The organism is Nocardia otitidiscaviarum, assembly GCF_007362295.1.
Taxonomy (GTDB): domain Bacteria; phylum Actinomycetota; class Actinomycetes; order Mycobacteriales; family Mycobacteriaceae; genus Nocardia; species Nocardia otitidiscaviarum.
This window is the reverse complement of sequence record NZ_CP041695.1, coordinates 2,117,853-2,134,871: the sequence shown is the minus strand read 5'-3', so window position 1 is coordinate 2,134,871 and position 17,019 is coordinate 2,117,853. Positions and strand designations below refer to the sequence as shown.

Here is a 17,019-nt window from a genome sequence, read left to right as displayed (position 1 = left end):
GTGATCAGCCCTGTGCGCCGTTGATGACCGACTTGGCGATCACGCCCTCTTCGACGCCCCAGTTCTCGGCGATCTGCCGGTACTGGCCGTTGTCGATCAGATGCTGCATGGCCTGCTGCAGCACCGGGGCCAGCGGCGAGCCCTTCTTGACCGGCCAGCCGTAGGGGGCGGAATCGAAGATCGGACCGGCGGCCTCGATCACCTTCGCGTCCTTGTTGGCTTCCTTGATGGCGTAGGCGGTGACCGGCGAATCGGCCGACATGGCGTCCACCTGGCCCTGCACCAGTGCGGTGGCGGCGGCGCTCTGCTCGTCGTAGGCCACCTTCACGATCTCCGGCTTGCCCTCGGCGATGCACTTGGCGCTGCGCTCGGGAATCTCGTCGGTGTCCTGAACGGTGGTGCGCTGCACCGCGACTCGCTTACCGCAGGCGTTCTCCGGGTCCACGTCCGAGCCCACCTTGCGAGCCCACTGGCTGCCCGCGTTGAAGTAGGTGACGAAGTCGGCGGTCTGCTCGCGCTCCTTGTTGTCGGTGAACGACGACATGCCGAGGTTGTAGGTGCCGACCTCGATGGACGGGATGATCTTCTCGAAGTCGGACTCCTGGTATTCGGCGGTCACACCGAGCACCTGGGCGATCGCGTCCATCAGGTCCACGTCGAAGCCGATGATCTCACCGGTGGCCGGGTCCTTGAACTCGTTGGGGGCGTAGGGCACATTGACGCCGACGATGAGCTTGCCCGAGTTCTTGATGTCCTCCGGCAGCTGCGCCGCGATGGCGTCCACCTTGCTGATGCCCTCGACCTTGGCGACCTCGGGGCCGCTGCTCTCGGTATTGCTGCACGCGGTCAGCACCAGGACGCCGCCGGCGAGCGCACAGGCGGCCCGCAGGGCACGCCCGCGGAAAAATCGAACAGACACAGGTCCTCCACAGTTCGGTTACGCGACATCCGGGCGTCGCCCGCCGTTCGAAACGTAGACGAGTCGGACATTCCGCGCGGATCGGTAACGGAAGATTAATCCGCGACACGCTGGCGCGTGCCCGTTACGCGCCGGACATCGCTCACCAGCGGTGCAGACGTGCCCGCACCTGCTCGGTGAATTCGGTGGTAGATGCTAACCCACCCAAATCGGATGTGGCGACTCCGGCCCGCAACGTCTCCGCAACCGCGTTGTCGATGCGATCGGCGGCGCGGTGCAGTGCGGAACGGCCGTCGCGGTTGGCCAACCAGCGCAGCATCATGGCGGCGGAACGGATGAGCGCGAGCGGATTCGCCCGGTTGTGCCCGGCCAGGGTGGGTGCCGCGCCGTGCACGGCCTGCGCCATGGCGTGGGTGTCCGAGCAGTTCAGCGACGGTGCCATCCCGAGCGAACCACTCAGCTCACCCGCCAGGTCGGAGAGGATGTCGCCGAACAGGTTCTCGGTGACCAGCACATCGAAGGCGCTCGGCGTGCGCACCAGCAGGGCCGTGATCGCATCCACGTGCTCATCGGTCACCTCGACGTTCGGATACCGTTCGGCGACCTCGTAGCACACCTCGCGGAACAGTCCCGTGGTCAGGGGCAGCACATTCGCCTTGTGCACGATGGTGACCTTCTTGCGCCGAGTCTCGGCCACCTCGAAGGCGAGCCGGGCGATGCGTTCGATGGCCGCGCGGGTGAACACGCCGACCGCCAGGGCCACATCCGGGGTCGGCCGGAACTCGCCCGATCCGGCATACATATTGCGGTCGGCGTAGAGGCCCTCACTGTTCTCGCGCACGATGACCAGATCCATGTCGGCCGCCACCGCCCGCACCCCCGCCATCCCGCGCGCCGGGCGGATATTGCCGTACAGACCGAACCGCTTGCGCACCGCACCCGCGGGCGGCAGCCCGGTTCGGTACTCGGCCGGGTAGGACGCGCTGTCGTGCGGACCCATGATCCACGCGTCCACTCCTTCCAGACCCTTCAGCGTCGCCTCGGGCACCGGATCCCCGAATTCCGCGATGGCGGCATGCCCGATCAGCAGCGGCACCCATTCCACCGCCGGCATCCGCACCACCTCCAGCGCGTCGTCCACCACCTCGCGGGCAGCGCGCACCACTTCCGGACCGATCCCGTCCCCCTCGATCAGTCCCAGCCGCAGATTCCCGCCGTCACTCATGCCGGTAATCCTCCCGCAACCACTGCGATTCCGCCGAACCGGCCCGAATCATCCGCGTCCGGTCCGCGCGCCCGCGCCGCCGCTCGCCCGCTGCCGATATCCCCGCGTATCGTCCACCTGTGGTCCAGTCGGTCGAACTGATCCTCGACGAGGCGGCGGAAGCCACCGTCCGCGAACAGTGGCGTCTGCTGGCCGACGCCGGCCTGCACTCCCCCGACGCGACCCACCGCCCCCACATCACCGTCGCCGTCGCCCGCGAAATCTGGCCCCGCCTGGACACCTCCCTGGCCCGCCAACCCTTCACGCCCCTCCCCGTCCGCCTCGGCGGCCTCCTCGTCTTCGGCGCCCGCCGCCCGATCCTGGTCCGCGCCGTCGTCCCCTCCCTCCCCCTCCTGGATCTACAACGCCGATTGTTCGGTGTCATCTCCCCCTGCCCGGGTATCCCTTCGAACGTGCGTCCCGACGCGTGGACCCCACATGTCACACTGGCCAGGCGTGTGACCCCGGCCCAGTTGCCGATGGCCCTGGAGGCCGTCGGCTGGGACGGGGATTTCCCGGCTACGGTTGTGGGCATTCGGCGGTGGGATGGGGAACGGCGGGTGGAGTGGGCAATCTCCACCTAATGCGTTGTGGCCCATGGCATTTAAGTGTCGCGCCACACTCCTTGTCGGACCCTGCAATTCCCGCTGCTTCCTGTCTAATCTGACGGTCAATCTTCCGAAGTGTGTGCCTTGTTCGTTCCGGGGAGCATGGTTCCTGCACTGACATAGCGGTCGGGACTACAACGCTACGTCTCAGGCGTCCCCTGCTCCCTTGGGGGCGTTCACGTCGGCGCGCAGCGTTTGGTGATCAAGTTTGTGGCCATCACGGGAGTGATCGACGCCCCTACCGTCCAAGCGCTTTGGCTCAAACGTGGTGTGGAGACGGGTAACCCCCGATAGCCTGTGTCCGTCACTTCCTTCTTAGGGTGCAACGACAAGTTCGTCTGTGGTGACGGCCGTTGCTCCCCAACTAGGAGGTGATGCCGTGTCGACACGGCGAAGAATTCAAAAGAAGACCCCGAAGACCTCGGCAGCTTGGAATGTATTCGCCGAGGTCTCCGTAGGGTACTCAGGCTCGGGGCTCCTGCTTGTAATGCTCATGCAGGGGGCTGCACTCACTGTGTTGCTGTTGCGCTGACCTGACGCAGGGCGGTGCCGTTGCAGCGGTGCCGCCCTGTTCATAGTCAAGTTTCCGGGCCATAGAATTCCCCCCTAGAGGAGAATCCGCCATCACGCTACCTCAACAGCCCGCGCATGGAGGGGTTATTCATGGGCTGTCCACCCTTCTCCTCTCCCTGCTTCCTCGTACTGGCCGCTTCTCTGCGGAGGGAGGGCGTGTCAAGGGTGGGCGTAGCCCATCGGCGTAGCCGACGCGTAGCGCCCTTGACTCGTCCTCCTGGAGCGAGACAATCGGGCCTACGAGGAGGCGGGGAGACTCTTCCGCGGGGTTGGTTCAATACGTAATAGGCGAATTCGGCAGTTGTTCGCGTGAGGTGTGGCCGGTGACCGGACCCGGTGGTGCCAGGTCCGATCACCGGTGTCGGGGTCAGAACGGGGGTTCGTTGGCGTCGATGGGGCTGGCGGGGCTGCGGCGCAGTCGTTCGATCTTCGTGGCCTGGCCTTTCAGGTCGACGGCGACCGTGTCGGCGGTCAGTTGCAGGGCGGCATGGGGTTTGGAGTCCTGGCCGATGTAGGGGTCGGCGATCAGGCGGTGTCCGGTGACGGTGACGCGGCAGCCTTTGTCCAGGCTGGCGGCGGTGGTCTCGGCCAGGTCGCCCCAGCAGGCGACGCGCACGACGGTCTTGTTGGCGTCGACCCATTGGTTCTGGTCGCGGTCGAACCGGCGGTCGTTGGCGATGACGACGAAGTTAGTGACGAGCTTGCCGGTGGGTGTCGCCCGCGAGCTGGGTTCGTCGGCGAGGTGGCCGGTGATGGTGACGGATACGGTGCTGGGCACGTTGGTGACCTCCTGGTGACGGAGCCGGTAGCGGTGTCGGGCTCTCGGTGTCTGGTGGGACGGGGGTCGGCGTGGTGGGCACCGCGCGGTCGCGTCAAGGCTCGCCGTGGATTCATCTCACGAAAAACATTGGGCGGCAGCACGATTGGGAGATGAATGCGCGGTGACTCTGCTTGGTCTTGGCGGGGCCGTGTGGGGTCTGCCATGGTGGCATCCGGCCTGCCGGGCACCGAGAGATCGGTACTGCGGGGCTGTGTCGGCGGGAGGTCGGCGGCGGGTCCGGTGCTGGAGCTGGCGGCGTCGGCGGTCGGCTCGGCGGGGAACGCGTCTCGGGGGTGATGGCTGCCGGTGAGGGCGTCACCAACTTCGTCGGCATGGTCAAGGGCTGTTGGTGCGGGCGTGAGCGGAACCGGTGGGGCGACGCCGACGAGACGGTCGTGGGTGGCGTGTGCTGGGGCGACCTGGCTGGGGCCGGTGCCGATGGGCTGGGCGAAGGCTGCTGGGGCGCTGGCGGCGGGCACCGGGTGATGGTCGGGGCCTGCGTCGGCCGGGGCTCGAAACGTCGTGGCGGGCTGTGACTGGGTGCCGTCACGGTGGCTGGCGGGCTGGAAGGTCGGGGCGCGGGGATCGGGCGGCGGTGCCGTGGGCACGGTGGCGCTGTCGGTGGCGGCGAATCGGCGGGCTGGTCTCGGCGGCGGTGGTCGGGGTTGGTGCTGGCGGGTGTGGTTGCTGGGTGCGGCTCGGGCGGGCGACTGCCGGAGTCGACTGTTACGTGTCATGGCGGCGTGCAGCGGGCGACGCGACGCGCCGACGCGCCCGGGCGACGCTTCATCAGCCCGGGTTGCGCGGCGAAGCGTGGCGCGGCGCGCGCAGCGCGCCGCCTTGATCCTGTAGGGCGAAATTCGGCAGTGGCTGGTGTCCGCAGCTATCGCCCGGCGTGCCTCATGGCATATCGGGATCGATGTACGGTTCAGACTGCGTGAGTGCCCACTCGATCCGCTTCCGCTGACTCGGGTCCATCGTGAGCGACGGAATCCGTTGCGCTGGAACCCATTCGACCTCACGGCTTTCGCTGCTGGGCGTCGGATGCCCGCCGATCGGTTCGCCGCGATAGATGATCGTGAACTCTTGGCGAACCTCGTCGTTGCTCGTGTAGTGGATGACATGGGTCGGGTCGGTGAAGATGCCGACGAGACCGGTGAGCCGGATATCGACGCCGGTCTCTTCTCGCGTCTCGCGGACAGCTGTCCGGCTGAGCGATTCCCCTGGGTCGTGAGCACCGCCCGGCATGGACCAGTTGCCGTTGTCGGTTCGGCGGATCAATAGCACATCGTCGCCGCGTTGCACGAAGGCGCCAGCGCTGGGGCGGACACTGTTCGCGGCGGGTGCGTTCGGGTCCTGGTGGTAGTCAATCCTGTGGCCCATGTCGATCAGCGTACTGAGGGCCTTTCCGTGCTTGGTCGGTCCGGCGCGTAGGGTGAGGAACCGTGATTCGCGCTGTGGTTTTCGATGTGGGCGAGACGCTGGTTGACGAGACTCGCGAGTACGGGACCTGGGCCGATTGGCTCGGGGTGCCGCGCCATACATTCGCCGCGGTGTTCGGTGCCGTCATCGCTACGGGCCGCGACTACCGGGAAGCCTTTCAGGTGTTCCAGCCGGGTTTCGATCTGACACAGCAGCGCCAAGCACGTGCGGATGCGGGCCAGCCTGAAACCTACGGTGAGGATGACCTGTACCCGGATGTGCGGCCCGCGCTCTCCAAGCTCCAGGAGATGGGCGTATGGGTCGGCATCGTCGGCAACCAAACCGTTAGGTCCGGCAAGATTCTGCGGAGCCTGAACCTGCCTACGGACTTCATCGCGACCTCTGATGACTGGGGCGTGGAGAAACCGTCACTGGAGTTCTTCGCCAAGGTCGTCGAAACCGCACCATGCCCTGCCGATGAGATCGTCTACGTCGGTGATCGCATCGACAACGACGTAGCTCCCGCGAAGCAAGCCGGGATGCGGACGGCCTATCTTCAGCGTGGGCCGTGGGGCTGGATTCTCCGCGATAGGCAAGAGGTCGCGGACCTGTCCGATTGGATGATCCGCGACCTCAATGAGCTGCCGAATATCGTTGCGAAAGAAAACGACTCAGTCTAGCCAACCAATGCATTGACGGTCGTGTGCCAGTCGTACAACCTGTCGTCCAATGCGCGGACGGCGGGCAAGGAATCCCACTGGCGTAGCGTCTGACGGACCGCCTTGATCCGGTCCATTGCTGTTGCGTACCAAGTTCGCCCGAGGTGGTCCAGAGCGTCTTCCAGGTGCAGGCACGCCTGTTCGGGATTGTTCTCAAGAATGGCGGCGGCAGCGAGGTCCGCGAGGTAGACGGCCCGCTGTTTGATCGCGTCCTCGGGAAGGTCTGCCAGCACCTGTTCGAGAGTCTCGCGAGCTTCCCGCCCGCGGCCTGCGATAAGCAGGGTGTTGCCCTTGAACCCTGCGAGGCGGGTCGGCGAGAACCAGTCCATCCATGCGGGTGATGGGTTCGCTTCGGCGTCGTGCTCGCGGTAGCTGTCTTCGGCGTGCTGAATGAGTTTCAGTGCACGGCGGGTGTCGCCGAAGCGGGTTTCAACCTCGGCCTCGACTGCGTCCAGCCATGCGACCATCTCGGAGCTCGCGTTTCCTCGTCGGGCGAATGCCCGCGCCGCACGCATATGGTCTCGGGCTTCTTCTGCCCTGGCTGCGTCACCGGAGAATGCGGGCGCGAACGCCATGTGAGCGAGCACCGCCGCACCGAGTAGCGCGTCGTCTGCTTCGTGTGCGGCTTGGAGAGCAACGACCATGCTTGGCTGGGACAGCTCGGGTTGCTGAAGATCGAAGAACTCGATACGCCCGGCGAGGAGACTGGACTCCGCTACGGCTCGCGCCAGCATTGCACGACTCTGGTCGGGCACCTGGGCAAGAAGTTCGATACCCAGTTGCGCGTGATCGGCGACCGACCGGTGCAAGCGCGTTGCGGGTATCGACCAATAGAGGTGTCGGTACGAGACAGTGATTGCCATGAAATCGGTTGCCGCAGAGGCCGGTAGGAGCGTTGTCGAAGTTCCGGGCAAACGCTGACCGAGGCGATTTCCCTTGGCAAAGTGCGTGTCCGATCGTTTTGCGGAAGGGCTTGCGCCTTCCTCCCACGGAGGGGTGAATCCCAGTTCGGTGATCGGTCGCTTGAACAGCGCTTCGAGTGCGTTGGCGTGCTCCGGGTTCGGCCACGGCGGTTCGGCCGATTCCCACCGACGCACCGTGCGAGCGTTCACGGATACCCGCAGGCCAACGGCCCGCGCGGCATCGTTCACCGCTTCCGCTAGCGCGGCCTGAGATCGATATCCGAGAGCTTGTCGTGCCGCACGGAGCGCGGCGTTGCCTGGCGACGTCATGCCCTCATCCTAGTCCCTTAAGAGGACATTGACAGCCGAATAGGACATCAGTGGCTCACTAATGTCCCCTTGAATGGCCTTCTTTCGGACATTGCGCTGGCTGAGCATGGATTCAGGCGCATATGGCGTCGGTCACAACCAGCAAGAAGGAGTTCGTGGGATGGCTTTGAAGGATGTGTGGTTCCGGCCGGAGTTCGGTGAGGCGTTCCCGATGGGCTTGTTGCTCATGGGTGCGGTGGAGCCGATGACGGAGTTCAGCCGGGATCGGAACGCGCCCAAGCGTCAGAAGGTGGACCTGGACGACGACGGCAACGGCACGGGGAAGCGGCTGTGGAAGGGCACGGTCATGGACCCGTCGGGTATGGGCGCGAAGAACGCCTCGTTCGACGTGACGTTCGTGGCGGATGTGGCTCCGGTGCCCTCGGCGGATGCGTTGTCGCCGAACGTGTACCCGGTGGTGTTGGAGGGCTTGCAGATCAAGCCGCGGGTGGTCGGCAACGGCGAGTTCAAGTCGATCGGCTGGTACATCCGCGCGACGGGGATCGTGGGCGACACCTCGGGCGCGAAGCAGGCTCCGGCCGATGTTCCGTCGTCGCGTCCGGCGCGGGATGGCAAGGCGGCGGCGTGATGTCGAATTTCATGATCTCGGTCAGTGCCACTGGCCTGCGCAAGGTCGAATATTGCCCGGCCGATGTCTGGGAGGCCAGTAGCGGCAGTCGGTACGACATTCCGGCGATGGTGTCGGTTGTCTTCGAGGGCTCCGACGTGCGGATGTCGCTGGACATCGCCGATGCTGATGCGTTGATGTCGGCGTTGGCGGTAGCGCTGGTGGAACACGCGGTGGCACAGCGTAATTCCGGCTCGGGTCCGAAGGCGGTGGCGTGATGGCACTGTCTGCGTGGATCGACTGGCTGGTCGTGGCGTTGTCGCTGGCGGGTCTGGCGAGCTTGGTGGGGTTCGGTCTGGCTCGGTTCCTGCTTCTGGAGGCGAAGGTTGCTGCGCTCGATGAGTGCATCGCGCGACGGCTGGAGGAGGAGTACGAGGCCGACGTGCGGGCGGTTCGTCACGCTCTCGCGATCTTGGACGGTGAGGTCGAGATGCCGGTCCATGGCGGCGGGTTCGCCGAGGAGTCCGGGGAGGTGGCGTGATGACGACCTCCGAGCAGCGGGTACGGGCGCGTAAGACCCGTATACCCGAGCAGGCGGCGGCCGGTCAGGGCGTGAAGCCGTCCCGGTCGCGCAAGGTCACCCCGAAGGACATTCCCGCGACCTGGCGGTGTGAGGGCCAGTTGTCGCTGTTCGATCGGGACGGCGGTGAGCGTGATGCGTAGGTTCGTAGCCCGTCCCGGGTTTGATCCGCATTTCTCGCCGTTGCGGGCGTGCGCGGGCATGGACACCGAGGTGTTCTTTCCCCTCAGCGATGCCGCGGCGCTGGACGCGCAACTGGTGTGTGCGGACTGCCCGGTGCTGACGGAGTGCGCGGCGTGGGCGTTGCGGGCAGGTGTCACCGATGGCGTGGTCGCGTCGGTGTGGCTGCCGGGCCTCAACGGCCGCCGGGGCTTGCCCGCGATGCGTCGTCGCCTGATGCGGGTGGCTGCGACCGGTCGACCCGATACCGAGGACGCGCGGCGGGAGGTGGCGTGATGGTCGACAAGCCTGTGAATCCCTGGCTGGTGCTCGGCGCGATCGTGGCACCGATCCTGATGGTTCCGGCGGCGTTGGTGGTGCTGGCGTTCGGGGAGCGTCCCGATACCGCGGAGTCGGGGCCGGTGGTGACGCTGGCGGCTGAGCCGGTGGCGGCCGATTGCGTGATGTTCTGCGAACCCGTGCTGGCCGCGCCCGCGACCACTGCCCCGTCTGCTCCCAGTGAGTCACCGAACAGCGGGTTCATGCGCAACGAGCCGCCGCTGCCCTCGGGTGGCGAACTGTGCCGACTGTTCTGCGACCTCGGGCCGTGGAGGTGAGCAGCGATGACAACCAAGGCCACGGTCACGCTCGTAGTGCGGGTGCTGGCCGTGGCCGCTATCGCCGGTGTCGCGATCGCCGCGTTCCGCCTGTCGTTCGTGGCGCTGCGGGAACTGGCGGTGGCGGCCAACATCCCCGCCGGTGATGCCTGGCTGTTCCCGGTGATCATCGACGTGACCACCGCGACCGCCGCGGCCACCGCGCTGCTGGTGGACGACTCGGGTGTGCGCCGCTGGTTCGTCGGCGTCCTGGTCGTCGGCACCGGGGTGTCGATCGCCGGGAACGCGGTGCACTCGCTGATGGTCGGCCCGTCCCCGCTGGGCTGGGGTGCGGCGGTGGTGGCGAGCCTGCCGCCGGTCGCGCTGCTGGTCCAAACCCATGCCCTGTTGCTGCTGTTCCGCCTCTCGGCCGCCCCGGCGCCGCTGCCGGTGGCATCGGAATCGACGGTGCCCGAACCGATCTCGGACTCGATCTCGGACTCGGAGGCCGACGAGCCGGTACCGGTACCCGTGGAGGCTCCCGCACCCGCCGCTCCGACTCCGCCCGCCGATCCCGTTCCGGTCCGTCCCCCGCGTCCTGCCGTAGCCGCGGCGGCACCGGTGGCGCGGGCGGTTCCCCTGATCGCTTCCGCACCACTGCCGGTGCGCTGACTCCCGTTGTCCCGCTTCGTTTCTCAGCTTCCAGGAGGTCACTCCCATGTCTCTGTCGTCTGTTCTGCAATTCGCCGTTCCCCTCGCGGGTGGGCTCGGATTCGCCGCGTGGATCATGCCCGGCCCGTGGCATCGTCCGCAGGTGCGGCCGGCCGATCCGGCCGCGATCATCGATGAGGCACCGGTGGAGTTGCGGACCGCGGTGCTGATGGTCGCTGATCCCGCGCAGACCGTGACCATGTGGGCGGCGCTCGGGCTGGGCAGCGAGAACACCGGATTCCCGGTCCTGGAGTGCTGGGACTACACCGAGCAGGGCCTGTCCGCCGATGTGCTGGCTCTGGCGCGGCACAACGTCTCCGACTGGAACAACGACGCGATCCGGGGCCGGTTGTCCAATTACCTGGGTGCGGAGCAGGTGACGGTGACCGCACCTGCTCCGGGCTGGGTCCGTCTCCATGTGCGGGTGTTCGACACCCTCGCCGCTCCGGCAGCGTTGCCGTGGGTGGTCCCCAACGCTGTGGACTTGGAGGCGGTCCCGGTCGGTGTCCGCGAGGACGGCGGGCCGTGGCTGCTGCGCCTGCTCTACGCGCACGTCCTGGTTGCGGGCGCGACCGGTTCCGGGAAGGGCTCGGTGCTGTGGTCGATCCTGGCCGGTATCGGGCCTGCGATCACTGCCGGGCTGGTGGATGTGTGGCTGGCCGACCCCAAGGGCGGCGCGGAGTTCGGGCGCGGGGCCGATCGGCTGTTCATCGAGTTCGCGATCGATTCGGCGACCATCCTCACCATGCTCGGCAAGGCCGTGAACGTGATGGACGAGCGGCTGTCACGGATGCGGGAGGCCGGTATCCGCAAGCTGACCCCGAGCACCGACGAACCCCTGATCCTGATCATCATCGATGAGGCGGCGTCGCTGTCGTCGTATGCCACCCGCGACGATCAGGAGAAGTTCCGGCAGCTGACCGGGCTGCTGCTGTCCAAGGGCCGCGCCGCCGGTATCACCATGGTGTCGGCGTTGCAGGACCCGTCCAAGGACACCATGCCCAACCGGCAGCTGTTCCCGGTGCGGGTCGGGCTGCGCCTGGACGAGCCGACCCAGAACGCCATGGTCCATGGCCAGGGCGCGAAAGACCGCGGTGCCCGCTGCGACGAAATCTCCGAAACCACACCCGGTGTCGCCTACGTCGGCGAGGACGGCTCTACCGCGTTCGTGCGGGTCCGCGCGTTCTACGTCACCGACGACGACGCCGACGCCATCGTGAACATCTACTCCCCGGCACCGCAGATCACCGGTCCCACCGAGGACTACAGCGATTTCGACCCCGACGACCTCGGCGACGACATCCCCGGCGACGGATACACCGGGACGGGGGTAGCGGCATGAACGGCGTTGTGCACCTGCGCCTCTCGGGCGAGTTGGCCGATATCACGGCCGTGCTCGCGAACCTGGTCGGCTCCCACGCGTTCCGGCTCGACGTCAACCCGCGCACCTACCTCAACCGCGGCGGCGGGGTCCGCGTCTACGCCGACATCTCGATTCCCGAGCAGGAGATCCCGCGATGAACACCCCCAACGAACTGGCCCTAATGATCTGCGAAGTCCGCGGCCACCAATGGGACAGCTGGCTTCCCGGCGGACGCTGCCTGTGCTGCGGCGTCCCCGCCATCGAAGTCCTGGCCTGGGACGACTCCGGGCAGCTGCTCGGCTACATCCCCACCGACACCAAGGAGCACTGATGAGCACCGACGCCACTGCTCAGCCTGGATCCGCTGCCGCGCGCCGCGCCCTGCCGGATTTGGTCGATATCGCGCAAGCCGCGGCGGAGAAGTACGACGTGTGCCGCCGCCCGGTCGCCATGCGCGTGCTCGACCCGCACACCGGGGCCATCACCTACGAGGGCGCACCCTGCAAATCCACGGTGGAATCGGTGTGCCCGGCGTGCGCGAAAAACGCTCGCGCCCTGCGCATGACCCAATGCCGCGAGGGCTGGCACCGCGACACCGAACCCGTCGACCCCAACCCGGCCCCGACCGCCGCGCAGATCGATGTCCTGTCCGCCCGCGCCGATCTGGTCGACGCCTACCGCACCGCGAAAGGCGAGGGCGACACCGAATCCGCCGACGCTATCCGCGAGGTGATCCGGGACCTGGATGTCGAGCTGCGCGAATCCGGGCTGCGGGGACGGCTGCCCGATCCCGACACCACCGCCCGGCCGCGGCGGAAGCGGTCGACGCGTCGGCGTCAGGACGCACCGGACCTGCCCCGCAACAAGGTCACCAAACGCACCATCGGACAGGTGTACGCGGGCAAGCACTGCCCCGGCATGTTCATCACCCTCACCCTGCCCTCCTACGGCCGGATCAACCGCGTCGGCGCGAAAACTCCGGACGGCAAGGTGTGCTCCGACGGGTCGCCGGTGCATCCGGACAGCTACGACTACCCGCGCGCCGCGCGTGACACCGTGCATTGCGCGGCCCTGTTCGACCGGTGGGTGCAGAACATGCGCCGCGCGCTCGGCTACGACATGCAGTACTTCGCGGTCGTGGAACCCCAGAAACGCGGTGCCCCGCACCTGCACATCCTCACCCGCGGCGCGATCTCCCGCGATCTGGTGCGGCTGGTCACCGCGGCCACCTACCACCAGGTGTGGTGGCCGCACTTCGACCATGCCGTCTACACCGATGACGCCATGCCGGTCTTCGACGGCGGCACCTTCCTCGACCCGCGCACCCGGCGGCCGTTGCCGTCCTTCGATGACGCCCTCGATGTGATCGGCACCTGTGACGACATCGACCCCGCGCACACGCTGCGGTTCGGTGTCCAGGTCGACCCGCGCGACATTCGCGGCATCGTGCCCGGCGACGACGCGAACAAGACCATCCACTACGTCACCAAGTACCTGACCAAATCCATCGGCGAAGTCCTCGACACCGACTCCGCCCGCACCGCCGCCCACTACGAACGGCTCCACGCGGAACTGAAGATCACACCGTGTTCGCCGCGCTGCGGGGTGTGGCTGCGCTACGGCATCGTCCCGCGCGGCGCCAGTGACAAGACCGTGCCCGGCCGCTGCCGCGGCAAAGCCCACCGCCGCGCCACCCTCGGCCTGCCCGGCCGCCGTGTACTGGTCTCGCGCCGCTGGACCGGGAAAACCCTGCCCGATCACCGCAGCGACCGCGCGGAATTCGTTCGGCAACTCCTGGCCCAGGTCGGCATCCTCACACCCGACACCAGCCACCTCCAGATCCGGCCCGTGGATCCCGGCGACTGGGAACGACCGCTGCGCGAGCACCTGATCATGGGCGCGATCGCGAAACGCTCGGCTTGGCGAGCGCAATACCTACAAGCCAAGATCGCAGTGGATGAGCTTGGGGCACAACAGAATTCACCAACCCTGGATGCGGCGTGAGGAGGAGTCATGGAAGGCCGTGAACAGCAGTACGACAGTGAAGCCGTGGGACCTACGTGGCTGACCCGTGAGGAGGTGGCGCAGCGAACCCGCTTCACGGTCAAGACGCTCGCGAATTGGGCCGCGCAGCATCCGCCGAAGGGGCCGCGGTTCGTCAAGGTCGGTTCGCGGTGCCGGTACCCGCTGGCTGATCTGGTGGCCTGGCAGCAGGCGCAGGGCGGGGAGGCGGCGTAATGCCTCGGGCTGCGCTGGAACCGGGTGCCTATCCACCGCGGTACAAGCTGGAGCCGGTGAAGGGGCCGGATGGACTCTGGCGGCTCACCGAGGTTCGGCACCGGTCCTACAGCGGCGTCTACGTGCGTACCAGCGGGGTCGGGGCTACGAAGGATGAGTGTCTGGCGGACTGGGATGCGAAGTTTCAGCGCAACCGCTACAAGGGGTCGGTGCGTCGCCAGCGGCGGGGTTCTGTGGAGGTGCGGTTCAAGCCGACCGACAAGATGAGCGCGGTGTTCGCGCACTACATCGATCTCCAGAAGCAGCGTTTGCGGCGGGGTGAGATCAAGCAGCGGACCCTGTACCTATACCAGATGGCGATCTATCCAAGCAACGATTGGCGGGCGAAGCAGGATGCGGTGAAGCTCGAAACCGAGTTGGGCTCGTTCTCCATCGCGGAGATCGGCCGACCGTCCGAGTTGGCGGCCTATATTGAGGACATCGCGCTGGTCGCGCCGGGCATGGCCTACCGGCATCACAACATCCTGACGGCGTGCTTCCGATTCCTGACTCTGCAAGGGCTGTTCGACGACTCACCTATGCGGCTGGTGCCGCGGCCCGGTTCCGGGGCCGGTGGACAACGGGCATTGTCGGCCGGTGAGCGCGCGGTGTTCGTGAAGCTGCTCGCGGATAGGAGCAGGTGGCCGCGCCATCACCGCTATCTGCTGCCCTTCGGGCTCACCGTGTTCGGCACCGGTGTCCGCCCCGGTGAGGCGCTGGCGCTGCGCTGGATCGACGTGCCGGAGCTCGATGCCGATACGGTGCCGCGCGTGACGGCGCATATCTGCGGCACGGTCGTGAAGCATGTCGGTGAGAAACCCTTTCGGCAAAGCACACGCAAATCCGGTAACCCGTATTACGTGGTGCTCCCGCACTGGCTCACCACCGTGTTGCGCGCTTGGAAGCGGCGGTGCGCGCCGATCGATGAGACCGAACTCATGTTCACGCTCAAGGGGCGGCCCGTCGACTGGGACAACGCCGGGTATGCCCTGGACTGCGTCACTGCGGGCAGCGAACTGGAGTGGATGACATGGGGCAACCTGCGCGATACGGTGGCGACGGAGGTGACCGGCAAGACCGGCGACCATCGCCGCGCGTCCGCGCAGCTGGGCCACACGGAGGGTTCCACGATGGCGATCCGCCACTACATCGACCCGCAGGGCTACAAGCGTGAGGCCGTGGACAACACCGAGGTACTCGACGGTCTGTTTCCTGAAAATGACGGCAATCTGACGATTCTGACCTGGTTCTCGGCAAGCATGAACCCCCTGAGCTGAGGGTAGGTCGTTTTTACCGGCTACGGTTGTGGGTATACGACGGTGGGACGGTGATCGGCGGCGCGAGTGGCCGGTCGGGTAGGGAACACAACCGCATCGTCCGGTGTTGGACCGGGCGAAACCGACACGAGAGGATGCCATGGCCACCCAGACTCTTACCGAGCAGAACTTCGATGAGGTCGTGACCGGAAACGACGTGGTGCTCGTCGATTTCTGGGCCGATTGGTGCGGCCCGTGCAAGAGCTTCGCACCGACCTACGAGGCGTCGTCCGAGAAGCACCCCGATGTGGTGTTCGGCAAGGTCGACACCGAGTCGGAGCAGGGGCTCGCCGCCGCGGCGCAGATCCGCTCGATTCCGACCATCATGGCCTTCCGCGAGGGCGTGCTCGTCTTCGCGCAGCCCGGCGCGCTGCCCCCGGCCGCGCTGGAGGACCTCATCGGTCAGGTCAAGGATCTCGATATGGAAGAGGTCCGCAAGCAGCTCGCCGAGCAGCAGTCACAGTAGAGCGCGGCACCGACGCATGAGCGCCGCACCCGAGATCGGGTGCGGCGCTGCTGTTTTCGAGCCCGTCGTTTCGAGGCCCGTCGTTTCGATGCCTGGACAGCGCCGCACCCCGCCACCGTCGGGTAGCGGGGTGCGGCACTACCTCAGAAGTGGGTTCCGAGGTGGTTGATGCCCGCGATCATGGCGCGGATGGCGGATTCGGCGCCGTCGTCGGCGAGGGCGGCGCCCCAACCGCGACGGTTGTTGAACTCGCACTGGACGAAGGTGGCGATGCCCTCGTCGGTGCGGCGCTGGTGGAAGGCGAGGATCTCGACCGGATAGCCCTCGTCGTAGAGGGCCGAGGTCAGCGTCGCCACCGGACTGCCCGCCGCCACGACGGTGCGCAGGTGGTTGGCGATCTCGAGGGTCGCCGTGTAGCGCCCGCCGGGTCCGTGGTGCCCGATGGGCGTCCACTCACTGAGCTTGACCGGGCCTTCGTGTTCGCAGTACCGGTCGTAGAACTCGGCGGGGGTGAGGTCGCGGCATTCGGCCCGCAGGCTCGCGGGGGCAGCGGCGATGAACGTGTGGGTATCGATGGTGATGGTCATGGTGAGGTTTGGTCTTCCCGAATCTTCCGAGGAATGGCAGAGGGGACCAGCGAAAATCAAGAGCAGAGTGGCCGCAGCGAGGGGGCCGGTCCGAATCAGACCCCGCTACGGCGGGCTACTACGAGAATTCGCGCCACAGCCACCATCGCGGTGAGCGGAAGAAGCGCGGCGCGGTCGCGGTCGGCGACGTCGAGCGCTGCGCTGCGGCTGTAGGCGGGATTCGGCACGGCGTCGAGCTTAAGGGGACATCTCGGGGATAGCAACCATATTCCGCGCCGACCCACGAGTAACTTTCACCACGGTCGCAGCGGCATGCCTGCGGGACTCTCAGGACCCCGTCCACGACAATGGGCAAATCAGCAGCTAATCAACGGAAGAGGTGCCATGCCCGATCCCACGTTCCAGCGCACCATCGACCATCTCCTCCGCTGCCACCGCACCTGCCGACACCAGATCCACGCCGATCCGGATCCCGGCGCGACCCACGTGGACCGGCGGCATACCGCCATGCTGACCGATGTGTCCGAACTGAGCCGCCACACGGCCGACCTGCTGGACCGCGACTCCCCCTGGGCGGCGTGGCTGTGCGAATTGACCCGCGACGCCTGCATCGACCTCGCCGAGCAGTGCGAACAGTACGGCGAGCGGGCCTGCGCGGACATCTGCCGTGCCACCGCGCTGGCCTGCGCGTTGATAGCGCCGAGCACCCTCCCGCAAAACTCCTGACCATCCCCCGACACGCGACCGTGCACGCCACATTCCGGCGTGCAGTCGGAAGCCGGTACGCACCCGGCCGATAC

General features: G+C 66.9%; 23 protein-coding genes. 17 read left to right on the top strand and 6 right to left on the bottom strand.

The annotated features are described in order from the left end of the window. Positions 1-4: 4 nt before the first annotated feature. Both FOH10_RS09185 and FOH10_RS09180 read right to left on the bottom strand, forming a co-directional pair. Positions 5-919 (bottom strand): ABC transporter substrate-binding protein, encoded by a 915-nt coding sequence (locus FOH10_RS09185; RefSeq protein WP_051037114.1) that lies wholly within the window; start codon positions 917-919, stop codon positions 5-7. A gap of 142 nt (positions 920-1,061) precedes the next feature. Then, positions 1,062-2,144 (bottom strand): isocitrate/isopropylmalate dehydrogenase family protein, encoded by a 1,083-nt coding sequence (locus tag FOH10_RS09180; protein WP_143980392.1) that lies wholly within the window; start codon positions 2,142-2,144, stop codon positions 1,062-1,064. 119 nt (positions 2,145-2,263) lie between these two features. Between FOH10_RS09180 and FOH10_RS09175 the strand changes: the two genes are divergently transcribed. Next, positions 2,264-2,767 (top strand): 2'-5' RNA ligase family protein, encoded by a 504-nt coding sequence (locus FOH10_RS09175; protein ID WP_143980391.1) that lies wholly within the window; start codon positions 2,264-2,266, stop codon positions 2,765-2,767. A 964-nt stretch (positions 2,768-3,731) separates the two neighbouring features. On the opposite strand, the gene FOH10_RS09170 is transcribed toward FOH10_RS09175, so the two are convergent. Beyond that, positions 3,732-4,142: a single-stranded DNA-binding protein gene (locus FOH10_RS09170; RefSeq protein WP_143980390.1), complete on the bottom strand. Its 411-nt coding sequence runs from the start codon at positions 4,140-4,142 to the stop codon at positions 3,732-3,734. Positions 4,143-5,084: 942 nt separating this feature from the next. Next, complete coding sequence (locus FOH10_RS09165; protein WP_244961828.1) at positions 5,085-5,489, bottom strand: NUDIX hydrolase; 405 nt, start codon at positions 5,487-5,489, stop codon at positions 5,085-5,087. A 140-nt stretch (positions 5,490-5,629) separates the two neighbouring features. On the opposite strand from FOH10_RS09165, the gene FOH10_RS09160 reads away from it, so the two are divergent. After that, a complete protein-coding gene (locus tag FOH10_RS09160; protein ID WP_143980388.1) occupies positions 5,630-6,286 on the top strand; it encodes an HAD family hydrolase in 657 nt (218 codons plus the stop codon). On the opposite strand, the gene FOH10_RS09155 is transcribed toward FOH10_RS09160, so the two are convergent. Continuing rightward, a complete protein-coding gene (locus FOH10_RS09155) occupies positions 6,283-7,557 on the bottom strand; it encodes an NsdA family TPR-like regulatory protein (protein WP_143980387.1) in 1,275 nt (424 codons plus the stop codon). The two genes, FOH10_RS09160 and FOH10_RS09155, sit on opposite strands and share 4 nt — an antisense overlap. A 160-nt stretch (positions 7,558-7,717) precedes the next feature. Between FOH10_RS09155 and FOH10_RS09150 the strand changes: the two genes are divergently transcribed. The 14 genes from FOH10_RS09150 to trxA all read left to right on the top strand — a co-directional run bounded on the left by FOH10_RS09150 (position 7,718) and on the right by trxA (position 15,632). Beyond that, positions 7,718-8,185, top strand: a complete 468-nt coding sequence (locus FOH10_RS09150; protein WP_143980386.1) for a hypothetical protein — start codon at positions 7,718-7,720, stop codon at positions 8,183-8,185. Beyond that, positions 8,182-8,442, top strand: coding sequence for a hypothetical protein (locus FOH10_RS09145; protein ID WP_143980385.1), 261 nt, complete (start codon positions 8,182-8,184; stop codon positions 8,440-8,442). The genes FOH10_RS09150 and FOH10_RS09145 overlap by 4 nt, the downstream gene beginning before the upstream one ends. After that, the gene (locus FOH10_RS09140; RefSeq protein WP_143980384.1) at positions 8,439-8,705 is read left to right on the top strand and encodes a hypothetical protein; all 267 of its coding nucleotides are present in this window, start codon (positions 8,439-8,441) and stop codon (positions 8,703-8,705) included. Before FOH10_RS09145 ends, FOH10_RS09140 begins: the two co-directional genes overlap by 4 nt. Then, complete coding sequence (locus FOH10_RS09135; protein WP_143980383.1) at positions 8,705-8,887, top strand: hypothetical protein; 183 nt, start codon at positions 8,705-8,707, stop codon at positions 8,885-8,887. The genes FOH10_RS09140 and FOH10_RS09135 overlap by 1 nt, the downstream gene beginning before the upstream one ends. 58 nt (positions 8,888-8,945) lie before the next feature. After that, the gene (locus FOH10_RS09130; RefSeq protein ID WP_186000768.1) at positions 8,946-9,200 is read left to right on the top strand and encodes a WhiB family transcriptional regulator; all 255 of its coding nucleotides are present in this window, start codon (positions 8,946-8,948) and stop codon (positions 9,198-9,200) included. Beyond that, positions 9,200-9,520 carry a hypothetical protein gene (locus FOH10_RS09125; RefSeq protein ID WP_143980381.1) on the top strand — a complete coding sequence of 107 codons (321 nt, stop codon included), beginning with the start codon at positions 9,200-9,202 and terminating at the stop codon, positions 9,518-9,520. The genes FOH10_RS09130 and FOH10_RS09125 overlap by 1 nt, the downstream gene beginning before the upstream one ends. 6 nt (positions 9,521-9,526) lie before the next feature. Further along, a complete protein-coding gene (locus tag FOH10_RS09120; RefSeq protein WP_143980380.1) occupies positions 9,527-10,171 on the top strand; it encodes a DUF2637 domain-containing protein in 645 nt (214 codons plus the stop codon). Positions 10,172-10,217: 46 nt separating this feature from the next. Next, a complete protein-coding gene (locus tag FOH10_RS09115; protein WP_143980379.1) occupies positions 10,218-11,552 on the top strand; it encodes an FtsK/SpoIIIE domain-containing protein in 1,335 nt (444 codons plus the stop codon). Then, positions 11,549-11,731: a hypothetical protein gene (locus FOH10_RS09110; protein WP_143980378.1), complete on the top strand. Its 183-nt coding sequence runs from the start codon at positions 11,549-11,551 to the stop codon at positions 11,729-11,731. The genes FOH10_RS09115 and FOH10_RS09110 overlap by 4 nt, the downstream gene beginning before the upstream one ends. Beyond that, on the top strand, positions 11,728-11,904 hold the full coding sequence (locus FOH10_RS34750; protein ID WP_186000767.1) for a hypothetical protein: 177 nt from the start codon (positions 11,728-11,730) through the stop codon (positions 11,902-11,904). The genes FOH10_RS09110 and FOH10_RS34750 overlap by 4 nt, the downstream gene beginning before the upstream one ends. Continuing rightward, complete coding sequence (locus FOH10_RS09105) at positions 11,904-13,577, top strand: replication initiator (RefSeq protein ID WP_143980377.1); 1,674 nt, start codon at positions 11,904-11,906, stop codon at positions 13,575-13,577. Before FOH10_RS34750 ends, FOH10_RS09105 begins: the two co-directional genes overlap by 1 nt. A 9-nt stretch (positions 13,578-13,586) precedes the next feature. Beyond that, on the top strand, positions 13,587-13,811 hold the full coding sequence (locus FOH10_RS09100) for a helix-turn-helix domain-containing protein (RefSeq protein WP_143980376.1): 225 nt from the start codon (positions 13,587-13,589) through the stop codon (positions 13,809-13,811). 56 nt (positions 13,812-13,867) lie between these two features. After that, on the top strand, positions 13,868-15,127 hold the full coding sequence (locus FOH10_RS09095; protein WP_143980375.1) for a tyrosine-type recombinase/integrase: 1,260 nt from the start codon (positions 13,868-13,870) through the stop codon (positions 15,125-15,127). A gap of 139 nt (positions 15,128-15,266) precedes the next feature. Beyond that, positions 15,267-15,632 (top strand): thioredoxin, encoded by a 366-nt coding sequence (gene trxA / locus FOH10_RS09090; RefSeq protein WP_029929033.1) that lies wholly within the window; start codon positions 15,267-15,269, stop codon positions 15,630-15,632. A gap of 143 nt (positions 15,633-15,775) precedes the next feature. On the opposite strand, the gene FOH10_RS09085 is transcribed toward trxA, so the two are convergent. After that, positions 15,776-16,219, bottom strand: coding sequence for a 2-isopropylmalate synthase (locus FOH10_RS09085; RefSeq protein WP_143980374.1), 444 nt, complete (start codon positions 16,217-16,219; stop codon positions 15,776-15,778). A gap of 384 nt (positions 16,220-16,603) precedes the next feature. Here FOH10_RS09085 and FOH10_RS09080 point away from each other — a divergent pair, with 384 nt between their 5' ends. Continuing rightward, positions 16,604-16,945, top strand: a complete 342-nt coding sequence (locus FOH10_RS09080) for a four-helix bundle copper-binding protein (RefSeq protein WP_143980373.1) — start codon at positions 16,604-16,606, stop codon at positions 16,943-16,945. The last annotated feature ends 74 nt before the right edge of the window (positions 16,946-17,019 follow it).